At 70.3% G+C, this 14,098-nt stretch carries 13 protein-coding genes; 7 read left to right on the plus strand and 6 right to left on the minus strand.

Going from position 1 to position 14,098, the window contains the following annotated elements:
• Positions 1–5: 5 nt before the first annotated feature.
• Positions 6–2,486: an excinuclease ABC subunit UvrA gene (locus tag ACH413_RS02530; protein ID WP_360029860.1), complete on the minus strand. Its 2,481-nt coding sequence runs from the start codon at positions 2,484–2,486 to the stop codon at positions 6–8.
• Between the two features lie 9 nt (positions 2,487–2,495).
• The gene (locus ACH413_RS02535; RefSeq protein WP_360029861.1) at positions 2,496–3,470 is read right to left on the minus strand and encodes a TerC/Alx family metal homeostasis membrane protein; all 975 of its coding nucleotides are present in this window, start codon (positions 3,468–3,470) and stop codon (positions 2,496–2,498) included.
• A 206-nt stretch (positions 3,471–3,676) separates the two neighbouring features.
• Between ACH413_RS02535 and ACH413_RS02540 the strand changes: the two genes are divergently transcribed.
• The 5 genes from ACH413_RS02540 to ACH413_RS02560 all read left to right on the plus strand — a co-directional run bounded on the left by ACH413_RS02540 (position 3,677) and on the right by ACH413_RS02560 (position 8,607).
• Complete coding sequence (locus tag ACH413_RS02540) at positions 3,677–4,723, plus strand: MerR family transcriptional regulator (RefSeq protein WP_360029862.1); 1,047 nt, start codon at positions 3,677–3,679, stop codon at positions 4,721–4,723.
• A 10-nt stretch (positions 4,724–4,733) separates the two neighbouring features.
• A complete protein-coding gene (locus tag ACH413_RS02545; protein ID WP_360029863.1) occupies positions 4,734–5,561 on the plus strand; it encodes a CPBP family intramembrane glutamic endopeptidase in 828 nt (275 codons plus the stop codon).
• Positions 5,558–6,682 (plus strand): histidine kinase, encoded by a 1,125-nt coding sequence (locus ACH413_RS02550; protein WP_360029864.1) that lies wholly within the window; start codon positions 5,558–5,560, stop codon positions 6,680–6,682. The genes ACH413_RS02545 and ACH413_RS02550 overlap by 4 nt, the downstream gene beginning before the upstream one ends.
• Positions 6,679–7,335 carry a response regulator transcription factor gene (locus tag ACH413_RS02555; RefSeq protein ID WP_360029865.1) on the plus strand — a complete coding sequence of 219 codons (657 nt, stop codon included), beginning with the start codon at positions 6,679–6,681 and terminating at the stop codon, positions 7,333–7,335. The genes ACH413_RS02550 and ACH413_RS02555 overlap by 4 nt, the downstream gene beginning before the upstream one ends.
• Before the next feature lie 63 nt (positions 7,336–7,398).
• The gene (locus ACH413_RS02560) at positions 7,399–8,607 is read left to right on the plus strand and encodes a GDSL-type esterase/lipase family protein (RefSeq protein ID WP_360029866.1); all 1,209 of its coding nucleotides are present in this window, start codon (positions 7,399–7,401) and stop codon (positions 8,605–8,607) included.
• A gap of 1 nt (position 8,608) precedes the next feature.
• Here ACH413_RS02560 and ACH413_RS02565 read toward each other — a convergent pair whose 3' ends face one another.
• Genes ACH413_RS02565 through ACH413_RS02575 form a run of 3 tightly spaced genes read right to left on the minus strand, consistent with a single transcriptional unit; the run spans position 8,609 to position 11,279 of the window.
• A complete protein-coding gene (locus tag ACH413_RS02565) occupies positions 8,609–9,172 on the minus strand; it encodes a hypothetical protein (RefSeq protein WP_360029867.1) in 564 nt (187 codons plus the stop codon).
• Positions 9,169–10,521 carry a hypothetical protein gene (locus ACH413_RS02570; RefSeq protein WP_360029868.1) on the minus strand — a complete coding sequence of 451 codons (1,353 nt, stop codon included), beginning with the start codon at positions 10,519–10,521 and terminating at the stop codon, positions 9,169–9,171. Before ACH413_RS02570 ends, ACH413_RS02565 begins: the two co-directional genes overlap by 4 nt.
• Positions 10,518–11,279 (minus strand): ABC transporter ATP-binding protein, encoded by a 762-nt coding sequence (locus tag ACH413_RS02575; RefSeq protein WP_360029869.1) that lies wholly within the window; start codon positions 11,277–11,279, stop codon positions 10,518–10,520. The genes ACH413_RS02570 and ACH413_RS02575 overlap by 4 nt, the downstream gene beginning before the upstream one ends.
• Positions 11,280–11,390: 111 nt before the next feature.
• Here ACH413_RS02575 and ACH413_RS02580 point away from each other — a divergent pair, with 111 nt between their 5' ends.
• Entirely contained in the window at positions 11,391–11,765 is a 375-nt protein-coding gene (locus ACH413_RS02580) for a hypothetical protein (RefSeq protein ID WP_360029870.1), read from the plus strand.
• Between the two features lie 6 nt (positions 11,766–11,771).
• On the opposite strand, the gene ACH413_RS02585 is transcribed toward ACH413_RS02580, so the two are convergent.
• On the minus strand, positions 11,772–12,917 hold the full coding sequence (locus tag ACH413_RS02585; RefSeq protein WP_360029871.1) for a helix-turn-helix domain-containing protein: 1,146 nt from the start codon (positions 12,915–12,917) through the stop codon (positions 11,772–11,774).
• An 85-nt stretch (positions 12,918–13,002) separates the two neighbouring features.
• Between ACH413_RS02585 and ACH413_RS02590 the strand changes: the two genes are divergently transcribed.
• Positions 13,003–14,070 carry a ferredoxin reductase gene (locus ACH413_RS02590; protein WP_360029872.1) on the plus strand — a complete coding sequence of 356 codons (1,068 nt, stop codon included), beginning with the start codon at positions 13,003–13,005 and terminating at the stop codon, positions 14,068–14,070.
• Positions 14,071–14,098 lie beyond the last annotated feature (28 nt).

Genomic DNA, 14,098 nt, shown 5'->3' on the forward strand with positions numbered 1-14,098 from the left:
GTCCGTTAATGGGTGAGGTGTTTGCCGAGGTACTGGCCGGTGAGGCTCTGAGGTGCCCGCACGAGTTGCTCCGGCGTGCCCGCGGCGACGATCGTGCCGCCCGCCGCGCCGCCGCCGGGACCCATGTCCACGACGTGGTCGGCGTTCGCGACCATGTCGAGGTCGTGCTCGATGACGACGACCGTCGCGCCCCTGTCGGTGAGGCGGCCGATCACCGACAGCAGCGTGCGGATGTCGAGCGGGTGCAGGCCGACGCTGGGCTCGTCCAGCACGAACAGCGCGTCCGCCTGGTCGCGGTCCAGTTCGGACGCGAGCTTGAGCCGCTGGGCCTCGCCGCCGGACAACGCGGTCGTGGCCTCGCCGAGCGTGAGGTAGCCCAGGCCCAGGTCGATCAACGACCGCAGCCGGGTGCGGACCCGGCGCATGTCGGCGACGTGCTCGACGGCCTGCCGTACGGTCAGCGCGAGCAGTTCGGGCAGCGTGAGCCCGTCCTCGGTGCGGCGGAACTCATCAGCCGCGGGGGAGTAGCGGGTGCCCTCGCAGTCCGGGCAGGCGATGTCGACGTCGGGCAGGAACTGCACGTCGAGCGAGACCTCGCCGGTGCCCTCGCAACGCGGGCAGCGCAGCGAGCCGGTGTTGTAGGAGAAGTCGCCGGCCGTGAGCCCGTCCGCGTTGGCCGCGTACGCGCGGCGAAGATCGTCCAGCACGCCGCTGTAGGTGGCGACGGTGGAGCGGACGTTGACGCCGATCGGCGTCGCGTCGACCACGTTCACCCGCGTGATGGCCCCGGCGTCCACCGACACGACCCAGGCGGGCAACGGGTCGCCGGAGTTCTTGGCCTGCAGCGCTGGTACGAGACTTTCGAGGACCAGGGTGGTCTTGCCCGAACCCGAGACACCGGTGACCGCGGTCAGCCGCCCCTGCGGAAGGTCGAGGTCGAGGGCGTGGACGGTGTGCAACGGGCGGGTGGTCAGGTGGATGCGCCCGTGCTCGAACATCTCCTCTTCGCTGACCCGAGGCCGTACGACGACCGGTTCGCGGCCGACGAGAAAGCCGCCCAGCAACGAGTTCGGGTCGTCTGCGAGCGTGGCGACGTCCCCGGCGGCGAGAACGCGGCCGCCCTCCGCCCCGGAACCGGGACCGATCTCGATCAGCCAGTCGGCCTCGCGCAACACCTGGACGTCGTGGTCCACCAGCACCACGGAGTTGCCGTCCCGCAACAGGTCCCGCACGACGCCGAGCAGACCGTCCACGTTGGACGGATGCAGGCCGATGGACGGTTCGTCCAGGACGTAGAGCACGCCGGTCGTCTGGTTGCGCACCGCCCGCGCGAGCTGGACGCGCTGCCGTTCGCCGGTGGACAGCGTCGAGGACGCCCGGTCGAGGCTCAGATACCCCAGCCCCAGCTCGACCAGCCGCCGCGCGGTGCCCAGCAGCTGGCCGACGATGCTCTGGGCCATCGCGACCATGTCCGGCGGCAGCGACCTCTCGACCAGTGGCGCCCAGGTGACCAGGTCGTCCAGGGTCAGGGCGGTGGCCTCGGCGAGGTCGATCCCGTCGACGCGCGGTGCCAGCGCCTGCTCGCTGAGCCGGGTGCCGCGGCAGGTCGGGCAGGTCTGGGTGGTGATGAACCTGTTGACGCGGTTCAGGCCACGTTCGGTGGTGGCGTTGTCCAGCGCCTCCTGCACGGCCAGCGTGGCGTTGCGGTAGGTGAAGTTCAGGTCGAACAGCCTGCCGTTCTTGGACGGCACGCGGATCTTCCGCTTCTCGGCCGGACCGTGCAGGACGATCTCGCGCTCCTGGTCGGTCAGGTCCGCGAACGGCACGTCGGTGCGCACGCCGAACTCCCCGACGACCTCCGGCATCACGGCCAGCCCGAACAACGACCACGGCGCGACGGCCCCGCCCGCGATCGTGAGCGACGGATCGGGGACCAGCCGGTCCTCGTCGATCTCCCGCACGACTCCGGTGCCGGTGCAGTGCGGGCACGCGCCGTCGGAGTTGAACGCCAGCGCCTCCGCACCCGGCGCGGAGAACGTGACACCGCAGACCGGGCAGGTCAGCGGGACCTCCAGGGCCACGTCGATCGTCGGCGCCTGCGGGTGGCCGTTCGGGCAGCGGTGCGAGGCGAGCCGGGAGAACAGCAGGCGCAACACGTTGAGCAGCTCGGTCGAGGTGCCGAACGTGCTGCGCACCCCCGGCACGCCCGGCCGTTGCCGCAGGGCGAGCGCCGCCGGGACGTGCCGCACGCTGTCGACGGCCGCGCGCGGTGCCTGGGACATCCGGCGCCGGGTGTAGGTCGACAACGCCTCGATGTAGCGCCGCGACCCCTCGGCGTACAGCACGCCCATCGCGAGCGACGACTTGCCCGAACCGGACACGCCGGCGATCGCGACGAGCTTGCGCAGCGGCACCGTGACGTCGACGTCGCGCAGGTTGTGGACCCGCGCGCCGCGCACCTCGATGGCCAGAGGCTGTTCCTGCATCCGTCGAACCTACGGGCTGGGGACCGTTTCCTCCGTGCGACGCGAGCGAAGGCTGGTCAGCGTGACGACGCCGAGTGTGACCACGATGACGGCCAGCGAGACCGGGGTCGGGATCGTCGGCACGGCCGGCCAGACGCCGTGCGCCCAGTGCAGCACCAGCTTCACCCCGATGAACGCCAGGATGATCGCGAGGCCGTGGTTGAGGTGCACGAGCTTGGCGAGCAACGACTGCAGGACGAAGTACAGCGCGCGCAGGCCGAGCAGCGCGAACGCGTTGGTGGTGAACACCAGGTACGGGTCCTCGGTGATGCCGTACACCGCGGGCACCGAGTCGATCGCGAACACGACGTCGGTCGCGAAGATCGCCACCACCACGATCGCGAGCGGCGTGAGCGCCCTGCGGCCGTTCTCGCGGACGATCATCTTCGTGCCGCGGTAGTCGTCGGTGACCGGCATCAACCTGCGCAGCAGCCGCACCGACCGCATCTTCGAGGTGTCCTTGGTCTCCTGGTGACCGGCGAGCGCCGTCTGCAGGATCTTCACCGCCGAGACGAGCAGCACCAGCCCGAACACGAGGAACGCCCAGGTCCCGGCCGACAGCATGGCCGCGCCGGCGGCGATGAAGATGCCGCGCAGCACCAAAGCGCCGACGATGCCGTAGAGCAGCACGCGTTGCTGGATCTCCGCCGGCACGCTGAACGCGGCCAGCAGCAACATGAAGACGAACAGGTTGTCGACGGAGAGGGACTTCTCTACCACGAACCCGGTGACGAACTCCAGCGACTGGCCGCTGTCGAACTGGAACCACAGCCAGAGACCGAACACCAGTGGCAGCGTCAGGTAGAAGACGGACCACCCCGCGGCTTCCTTGACGGACACCTCGTGCGGGCGGCGCGTGACCAGGAAGTCGACCACCAGCAGGGCGAGCAGCGCCGCGATGCTCACGAACCACAAACCGGGCGACGCCACGGATTCCACGGGCACAGGTCCTCCTCGAACAACGAGCGTTCGAGGTCTCCTTCACCCGGTGCGGGTGGCCTCCCGAGGACATCATCGGATGTCCGTACTGACCGGGCAGGCGCTTGGGAAGTACTCCCCTCGCCGCGAAGCATAGGTAAAGAGATCGTAATGCTCAAGTAAGACGGATCGTGGCTTGCATCTCAAGTGGCTCGAGGTTCGACACTTGCCCCATGAACGACATCAGGCTGTACGCGATCGGAGAGGTGGCACGGCGCACCGGGCTGAGCGTGAGTGCCATCCGGTTCTACTCCGACCAGGGGATCGTGACACCCGCCGACGTCACCGCGGGCGGGCACCGGCTCTACGACGTGCACGCCATCGCCCGGCTGGAGTTCGTCAGCACGTTGCGCGAACTGGACGCGGGCCTCGACGACATCCGGCGGCTGATCGAGGGACGGGTGACGCTGTCCGACCTCGCGACGGCGCACCTGTCCCGGCTGGACGACCAGGCCCGCCGCATCCGCTCGAGGAAGGCCGTGCTGCGGACGATCGCGCGGCAGGACACCGAGGCCGAGCAGGTGATCCTCATGCACAAGCTGGCAGGGATGTCCGACGACGAGCGCGACCGGCTGTTCGACGACTTCTGGAACGAGATCAGCGAGGGCCTCGAAGTCAGCTCCGAGTTCCTCGGGCTCATGCGCAACGGTCGCCTGAACCTGCCGGACGAACCGGCCACCGAGCAGTTGGAGGCGTGGATCGAGCTGGCGAACCTCCTGCAGGACGCGGACTTCCGGCGTGAGGTCAAGGAGGCGCTGCGCGAGACCTTCTCCTCGCCCGGCGCCGCGATCATGACGTCCGCGGAGATGGTGGGTGTGTTCGAACGGGGAGGCGCGATCCTCGTGCGGGCACAGGAGGCGCAGCGGTCCGGTGCGCCCGCCGACTCACCGCTGGGACGCGAGATCGCCGGTCTCCACGCCGCCCACATGGGGGAGATCACCGAGATCCCGGACAGTCCCGAGCACCGAGCGAAGCTGGCGGCCGACATGCTCGGCATCGAACAGATCTACCTGGAGTCGATCGAGGAGGCCGCCACGTCCACCGATCCGTACACCCGGTACCAGTCGCTGGTGGCGATCATCGACGGGACGGCGCGGGAGGCCGCGGAGTTCATGCCGTTCGCCTGGCTGTCCGCGGCGCTCAACGCTTCCATGTCCCCCGCAGGAGCTACACGCGGATGTCCACCGCGCGGGGACGTTCCTGACGTGCGAAATCCCTAGCGTTCCGGTCATGCGATTTCTGAAGCAACTCGTCGTGGTGGTGCTGGTCTCGTTCCTCGGTGGCACGGCGGTGCAGGCGGTGACCTGGAACCCGCCGCTGACGTTGATCGTCGGCGTGGCCGCGGCCGTGCTGGCACTGGCCTCCTACGCCTGGGTGGTGCGCAAGACCGAACGCCGTGAACCGGTCGAGGTCGCGCGGAGCACGGCTCCGGCGGCACTCGGCAGGGGTGTCCTGATCGGACTCGGGATGTTCGTGGCGGTGATCGTGAACATCGCCTTCCTCGGTGGCTACGAGGTGCGCGGCTGGGGGTCGCTGACCGGCGCGGTCGCGATCTTCGGGTTCATGGCGGCCGCCGCGGTGACGGAGGAGCTGATGTTCCGGGGTGTGCTGTTCCGGATCGTCGAGGAGCGCCTCGGCACGTGGATCTCGCTGGGACTCAGCGGCGTGCTGTTCGGGCTGGCGCACTACTTCAACCCCAACGCGACGCTGTGGAGCTCGGTCGCCATCGCGGTCGAGGCCGGGTTCATGCTCGCCGCCGTGTACGCCGCCACGCGCAACCTGTGGGTGCCGATCGGGGTGCACTTCGCGTGGAACTTCGCCCAGGGCGGCATCTTCAGCACCAGTGTGTCCGGGCAGGACGCGCCGCAGGGGCTGCTCGACGGCGTCACGTCCGGATCGGCGATCGTCACCGGCGGCGAGTTCGGGCCGGAGGCCAGCGTGTACTCGGTGCTCACCGGTGTGGTCGTGACGGTCGTGTTCCTGTGGCTGGCCAAGCGCCGGGGCAACCTGGTGCCGCGCCGGGGTCGTGCCGCGTCGGCCGCTACGCTCGGCGCGTGATCAGCCTCCAGCGGTGGCGCGGCTGGGACGTCCGCGTCCAGGACGCGCCACTCGCGTTGCTGCTCGTGCTGGGATCGGTGGTGCCCGCGTTGCACGACAAGGGCACCCAGCTCGGCGGCCTGCCGAACCGGCCGTTCGACGCCCTCGCGATCGCGGTGATCGCCCTCGAGTGCCTGCCGCTGGTCGTGCGGCGCAAGTGGCCCCTGGTCTGCCTCGCGCTGGTGTCGATCGCGTTCGCCGTGGACCAGCTGGTCGGCTACCACACAGTCGGCGGCACGGCGTTGCCCATCGCGCTCATCAGCGCCGGGCTGCACCTGTCGCATCACCGGCGCACGGCGGTGATCGCGGCCTCGGTCGCTTACGTGGGGCTGGCCGTCGGGTTGGACCTGCGCGGGTCGACCGAGGGTGTGGCCGGGTTCGTCACGTTCTACCTGGCACTGGCCGCCGCGTGGGGGATCGGCGCGTGGCTGCGGCTCTCGCGCAGCGCCGAGGAGGAACGCCGCCGGCACGTCGCCGCGGCCACCCGTGTCGCGGAACGGACCTCGATCGCCCGCGAGTTGCACGACGTCGTGACCCACCACGTGACGGCGATGGTGGTGCAGGCGGAGGCCGCGCGCTACCTGACCGCGGCGCCCGAGCGGCTGGACCAGACGTTGCAGGCGATCACCGACACCGGCCGGCGGTCGCTGACCGACCTGCGGCACCTGCTCGACCTGCTGAACCCGGACCACAGCCCGGAATCCGTCGGCGACGTGCGGACGCTGGTCGAGCAGACCCGGCTCGCCGGGCAGCCGATCGAGTTCGCCGAGGAGGGCGAGGCCGTGCGGGACGCGGGCAGCGCCGAGGCCGTCGCCTACCGGGTCGTGCAGGAAGCGTTGACGAACGCGCTGAAGTACGCGCACGGCAACCCGACGAACGTGTACGTGCGTTACGGCGAAAGGGAAATCACCGTGGAGGTCGGCACCGAGGGCGCCAGGTCGTCCACAGCGGTCGGTGGCAGCGGGCGCGGTCTGGCCGGGCTGCGCGAGCGCGTCGACGTGCTGGGCGGCGAGTTCTCGGCGGGGCAACGGGCCAGCGGGTTCGTCGTCCACGCGCGCATCCCCGCGGGAAATCCGGCGTGACCGCACCCGTCCGCGTGCTGGTGTGCGACGACCAGGCGCTCATCCGCACCGGGTTCGCCACGATCATCGACTCCCAGCCCGACCTGGAGGTCGTGGGGGAGTGCGGGGACGGGCGCGCGGCGGTCGAGTTGGCCAGGAAGCTCGATCCGGACGTCGTCGTGATGGACGTGCGCATGCCGGTGCTCGACGGCATCGGGGCGACCCGGCAGCTGGCGGGCGCCGGCGTGCCCGACCCCGTCAAGGTCCTCGTGGTGACGACGTTCAACCTCGACGAGTACGTCTACGAGGCGCTGCGGGCCGGTGCGAGCGGGTTCCTGCTCAAGGACGCGCCCCCGGCCCAGCTGCTGCAGGGCATCCGGACCGTCGCGAGCGGCGCCGCCCTGCTCGCTCCCGAGGTGACCCGGCAGCTCGTCGGCAGGTTCGCCGCGCGCATCCGGCCGGTCGAGGAGGTCGCGGAGACCCAGCTCGCCCCGCGTGAGCTGGAGGTGCTCAAGCTGATCGCGGAGGGTCTGTCCAACAGCGAGATCGCCGCGGCGCTGGTGATCAGCCAGGAGACGGTGAAGACGTACGTGTCCCGCATCCTGACCAAGCTCGACCTGCGCGACCGCGTGCAGGCAGTCGTCTACGCGTATCGCCGCGGTCTGGTGACCTGACGCTCTCTTACCGGGTAATTACAAGACGTGACGTGATCGTCACGAAGCGATAAGAACCTGGGTATGAGAATCCCTGCCGTCGTGTCCACGGTTCTGGTCGTGGGCGCGCTTCTGACACCAGCGGCCGCGGCCGACCGTCCCCTGTGGTTCACCTCGTGGGCGCAGTCGCAGCAGCACCTCGCCCCTGTGACGTTGCACGACCAGTCTCTGCGGATGATCACGCACCTCAGCCAGGGCGGCAGCGCGGTCCGGATCCGGGTGCAGAACACGTTCGGCACGCAGCCGTTGACGATCGACCGCACGACGGTCGCGTTGAGCGTCGGCGGCGCTGAAGTGGAAGGCACGCGCGACCTGACGTTCGGAGGACAGCGCGCCGTCACCATCCCCGCCGGAGGGGAGCTGTGGAGCGACCGGACGACGGTGACCACCAAGCCCGGCACCGATCTCGCCGTCAGCATGCACGTCGCCGGTGACGTCGTGCCCGGCCGGCACGAGTCGGCGTTCCGCGAGAACTACCTGACCCCGTCCGGCTCGGGCGACCACACCACCGACGCCGGTGCCGCGTACACCGAGAAGACCCAGTCGACCTACCTGGTCAGCGCGGTCGACGTGTTCAACCCTCTGCTGAAGGGGACGATCGTGCCGTTCGGCAGCTCGGTCGTCGACGGCGTGGGCAGCACCAACTGCGGCCAGGGCTGCACCGAACTCGGCACCAACAAGCGGTGGGCCGACGTGCTGGCCCGCCGGATCGTGGCCTCGTCACGCCCCCAGCTCGCCGTCGCCAACGCCGGCATCAGCGGCACCACGAGCGCCGTGTGCCCGAACACCCCGGCGCCGTTCGTCGGCCTGGATGCGTTGTCACGACTGGAAAGGGACGTCCTCGCGCTGCACGGCGTCACGGACGTCATCTACTACTACGGCACGAACGACCTCGCGAACGGCTGCACCGCCGCGACCATCCTGACCAGCTACCGGACGGTGTTCGAACGGCTGCGCAAGGCCGGGATCGCGGTGCACGTCACCCCGATCACGCCCCGGCCCGGCTACAGCGACCAGAACAACCTGGACCGCCACGCCGTCAACGACTTCGTGAAGCGCGGCGGCGACTGCTCGGACGCCTGCGCGTCGGTGCAGGACTTCGACCAGGTGCTGGAAGACCCGATCAGGCCGAACGCCGTCAACCCGCGGTACGACACGGGTGACGGCGTGCACGCCAACATCGTGGGGCAGCAGGCGATCGCCGACTACATCGCGATCGAGGACCTCGCGTAGGTCAGCGCCGCCCGCCGCGTGCGCTGTAGGCGACGATCCCGGCCACGAACAGCACGGCCGCGGTCCACGTCGTCGCCGCGTCGTCCGGCGAACCGAGCGGCCACGTCACGATCCGGCCGGTCAGCGACGCGCTCGGCGGCATGATCGCTGCCACCGCCCACCACAGCACGGGGGCGGTGGCAGCGAGCCGGGCGCCCGCCACCGCGGCCGCCAGTCCGGCCAGGCCGACCATGCCCGCCGTGTCGCGCACGACGAACGCCGCCTCGAACGGCTCCTGGCCGAGTTTCTGCACGAAGAGCACCGCGGCCGCGGCCACCGCCGTGGCGAGCAGGAGGTGCCCGAACCGCCAAAGCGGCCAAGGGATCGCAGTCGACCTGTCGAGTTCCGGGTCCTGGCCCGCGAGGCCGGCCGTGGTCACCACCGCGGCGGCCAGGCAGGTCAGCGAAGCGCTCAACGGCGTCCACGGCGAGTGAAGCGCCGACCAGGCGATCAGCACCACGACGGGCAGGATCACCAGCGCGGCGGGTACCGCACGCGACTGCGCGTACAACGCGAGCGGCCTCATCGGCTTGCCTTCAGCACGTCGAGCACGCGTTCGGAGTCCTGGCACGTGAGCAACATCTGCCGTGCCTGGGTCACCCGGCTCAGCTGTTCTTGCGTGGACTGGCCGCGGAACTGTTGCCAGGCCTGGTCGATCTCGCCGCGCAGCCTGCTGTTGTTCCACATGAGAGGTTCCGAGGCCAGCTCGGCCAGTTCGCCGTTGAAGTAGCCGGCCGTCAGGTAGCGGACGACGCCTTCGGAGGTGCTGAAGGTGTTCGGGCCGGAGCAGCCGGCCACGCCCGCTCCGGCGAGCAGTTCGAGCCGCAGTTGCCCGTCGGTCATGGTCAGCGGACGGGGATAGCCCTGCGACGGCACGTAGACGATCTTCTGATCGCGTTGGGGCGCGGTGAGGTGCGCCATCGCCGAGGTGTCCTCGCGGATCTCGGTGGGTGCGTCCGGCAGGACGGCGAGCTTGGCCAGCACGTCCCGTCCCACCGAGGCGGTCCTGGGGAGGTCGTCCGCGTGCGCCTGGCTCAGGCACACCGTCCCCTCGCAGACCAGCTTGCTCGCGATCGAGTCCGCGACGAGCACGTCGGAGTACTTGACCGGCATGATCGACAGGGCGAGGACCGCGGCCAGCCCGGCCGGTACGAGTGCCGCGAGCCGTCCGAGGTGGGTCCGTGCGACGAGCAGCAGGAACGCCGTCACGCCCAGGCCGGTGAACCACGCGATCTGGCCGAGGTCGACGGAGGTCGAGGTCGTGACGAGGTCGGAGCCCGGCGCGTCCATGACGGGCGTGAGCAGGGCCAGCGGAGAGATCTCGTCACCGGGAGCGTTCGCTTCGAGCGCCCGCCCGGCCGTGGTCGCGACCATGAACGTCCCCACCAGTGCCACGGGCGCCGTCAACGGGTGCGGCAGGAGCCGGCCGATCGCGAGTCCCAGAAGGACGCTCGACGCGAGGGCGAGCACGACCGTCACCAGGAGCGGGACGAACCCGGCGGAGACGAACCCGCCGCCGAGCGCGACGTTGGCCACCAGTCCCGCGCAGAGCAGCGCCGTCGCGATCGCGACCACCCCCGCCACGGCGGAGGCGAGCGTGCCGAGCCGGACCCAGCCGGGACGGGAGGTGGCGGCGAAGAGCTCGGTCACCCCGGCACGGCTGTCCCGCATGCCCTGGAAGACGGCCAGTCCGACGACAAGAGCCCACACGTAGGCCAGCGGTAGCCGCAGCCCGAGCACCGCCGACGTCGAGTTGCCCGTCCACCGCACGCTCGACGACATGACCAGCGCGAGCATTCCGGCCCCGGACACCAGGACGAGCAGCCCGGCCCAGAGCGCGGTCGAGCGCCGCAGTTCGATGCGCAACGCGATCACCAGGCACCCCCGGCGGGATTCGCACTGATCAACGCCGAGTAGCCGCGCTCGATCGGGGTGTCGCCGACGTGCGAGGCCGATCCCGCGGCGGTGAGATCGGCAGGAGTCCCTTGGAAGACAAGGGATCCCTCCGACACGAGCACGACGTCCGTGCACGCCGCCGCGACGTCCTCGACCAGGTGCGTCGAGATCAGCACGCAGGCCTGCTGGCCCAGTTCGGCGACGAGCTCGCGGAACCGCAACCGTTGCGCGGGATCCAGCCCGACCGTCGGCTCGTCCAGCAGCAGGACCTCGGGGTCGTTGACGATGGCCTGCGCGATGCCGGCCCTGCGGACCATGCCGCCGGACAACGACTTCATGCGGTCCTCGGCGCGGTCGGTCAGCCCGACCCGCTCCAGCGCGGTGCGCACGGCCCCGGGAATGCGCGCGGGCGGCATCTCCTTCAGCCACGCCAGGTACTCCACGAACTCCCGCACCTTGAACCGCTTGTAGTAGCCGAAGTGCTGAGGCAGATACCCGAGCCTGCGCCGCACGGTCCTGAGCTTGCCGTCCGCCGGCGTGCCGAGCAACGACAACGTGCCCGAGGTGGGGGACCGCACCGTGGCCAGCGTGCGGATCAGCGTCGTCTTGCCCGCGCCGTTCGGTCCGAGCAGCCCGTGCACACCCCGGCCGAGCCTCAGGCTGAGCCCGTTCACCGCGTTGCGGCCGTTGCGCCCGCCCACGCGCACGACCAGGCCGTCGGCTTCGATCGCCTGCATCCCGTTCTCCCTCAAGTGATTCCGGTCTTGATGGGCAAGACGGGGGTGGTGCGCCTGAGGTTCTCGGAATGTTGTGACGCCGGTCACTGCGCGCCGGTAACGGGGGTCGACGTGGTGCGCGATGCAGGCGATGTGCCGATGGCGGAGATCGGCGCACGTCACCTTCCAGGCAGGCCGCCGACCGAAGACCGGCTCACCATCATCGCGGCGGACGTGCCTCGCTGCGAGGACCTGCTGACCAGGGCCGCGGACCTGTCCCGCAGCGATCCGCCCTCCGCGTTCGCGCTCCTCCGGCCTGGGAACAGCAACGCGATCCGGTACCTGGGCCCGTCGTTCTTCACGAAGTTCCTGTACTTCGCCGGCGGGGGAGCGCCGGACCACCCGTGCCTGATCCTCGACCGCGTCGTGGCGACCCGGCTGGGCCCGGGAAACCGGCCGCGCCCCCGACGAGATCGAACTCAAGCTGTTCAATGGCTTCAGTGTTGACCGAAACTAATCCGTCGACGGCGGCAGCCCCACCGCAAGCGTCAGTTCCAGAACCCGCAACGGAGACCCGAGGTCGGGGAACAGGTCGCGAAGCTGCCCCATCCGGTACCGGACGGTCTGCGGGTGCACGAACAGCGCGGCCGCCACGTCCTCGCGCCGACCCTGGTGCAGCAGCCAGGCGCGCAACGTCTCCTCCAACTTCTGCGCCGACGTGGCCGGCAGTGCCAGCAGCGGAGCGAGCGCGCGTGCTCGCAGGTCGGCGTACGCGTCGGGGTCGGCGCTCAGCACGAGAGCGGCGAGGTGTTCCTCGGTGTCGCGGATGTCGAGTGAGAGCGAGCGCGCGCGTGCGGCTCGTGCGTACGAGTCCTTCGCGCGCATCCACGGGCGGGCCGGACCGACTACGGCGTTGCGGCCGATGAGCTGTCGTAGCAGGTGGGAGCGGTCGGCCTCGGGGACGAGCAACACGCCCGTCGAGTCGGGCAGGTCGTCCAGTACCAACGTGCTGGGGTCGAGCAGGCGGTAGGCGGGGCGGGTCTGGAAGGCGGGCAGCAGGACCACGGTCAGCGTGGTCGGCGGCTGCCATCCGGCCCGTTGGGCGGCTGCGAGCAGTACCTCGGTGCTCGCGCCGGCCATCAGGTCGCGGGCGAGTTGTTCGAGGTGACGCTCGTGGGCCAGGCCTCGCGCGGCCAGTTCGTCGGCGTGGCCCGCGGCGCTCGCGGCGGACAGTTCGTCGATGTAGGCGAAGGTCAGTTCGGCGAACTTCGCCACCTCGGCGGCGGGCAGACCCGCTGGTACGGCGCCTGCGGCCAGGCCTCGCCAGGCCACGCGGGCGCCGACGCGGTACGCGCTGAGCAGGGCGTCCATCGAACGGCCGTCGCGCACCTCGCCGCGGCCGAGTTCGTAGGCCGCGTCGCCGGCGCCGCCGCCTCCACCTGCGCCGCTGGCGAGGTCCAGGTAGTGTCCGAGCGCCGTGCGAACGGCGCGGCGGATGGTGCCGCCCATGCGTCCGGAAAGTGCGTTCGCGTAGCTCGGCACCTCGTCGATGATGGCCCGCACGACCTCGTCGGCGGTCGTCTTCAGCACCGCCCTCAGTGCGGTGACGGTCTTCTCATCGAGGGCCAGTTCGGTGGCCCTCCGCATTGCGTGACTCACGATTTGTTCCCTGCGAACAATCCAGCCCGGCAGATTCACGTCCTACGGACAGGACTTTACGCCCTGGGGCTATCAAGCTGGAGTCATGACTAGTGCCGCCCTCCGCAGCAGGGCGTGGAAACTGCTTGAGTTGGTCACGACGCCGCTGCTGCCGTCCGACTACCTCGACCTGGTCAGCCCACTTCGAGCGGGTGCTGACCTGCGTGGCCGCATCGAGGCCGTGCACCGCGAGACAGACGATGCCGCGACCATCGTGATCAGGCCCGGGAAGGGCTGGCGCGGTCACGTCGCCGGCCAGTACGTGCGGGTCGGCATCGACGTCGACGGCGTGCGCCTGTGGCGTGCGTACTCGGTGACATCGCCGACGAGCCGCGCCGACGGCCGCATCACGATCACCGTGAAGGCCATTCCCGACGGCAAGGTCAGCAACCACCTGGTCCGCAAGGCCAAGCCCGGCACGGTCATCCAGCTCGACCAGGCCACCGGCGAGTTCGTGCTGCCCGCGGCCAAGCCCGCGAAGGTGCTCTACCTGACGGCCGGCAGCGGCATCACGCCCGTGATGGGCATGCTGCGCGACACCAAGTTCGCCGACGTCGTGATGGTGCACTCCGCGCCGCGCAAGGAAGACGTGATCTTCCGCAACGACCTGCACGACCTCGTGGCCGACGAAGCGCTGACGCTGGTCGAGCTGCACACCGACACCGACGGCATGCTCGACGTCGCCGAGCTGGAGAAGCTCGTGCCCGACTGGGCCGAGCGCGAGACCTGGGCCTGCGGTCCGACCGGTCTGCTCGACGCCGCCGAGGAGCACTGGGCGAAGCACGGTGTCGCCGAGCGCCTGCACATGGAGCGCTTCCGGCCCACCGTCGTCGTCGCCGGTGAGGGTGGCGAGGTCACGTTCGGCAAGACGGGCAAGACCGTCGAGGCCGACGGCGCGACCCCGTTGCTGAACATCGGCGAGGAGGCCGGTGTGCTGATGCCGTCCGGGTGCCGCATGGGCATCTGCTTCGGCTGCGTGACGCCGCTGAAGTCCGGCGCCGTGCGGGATCTGCGCACCGGCGAGATCACCGAGGCCTCGGACAGCCCCACCGCCCACGTGCTCGTCCAGACCTGCGTGTCCGCCGCCGCGGGCCCTTGCGAACTCGAACGCTAGCGCCCACCACAGACATTCAGTCCTCCCC

The sequence above is a fragment of the Lentzea sp. NPDC020367 genome, from assembly GCF_044387305.1.
Classification (GTDB): domain Bacteria; phylum Actinomycetota; class Actinomycetes; order Mycobacteriales; family Pseudonocardiaceae; genus Lentzea.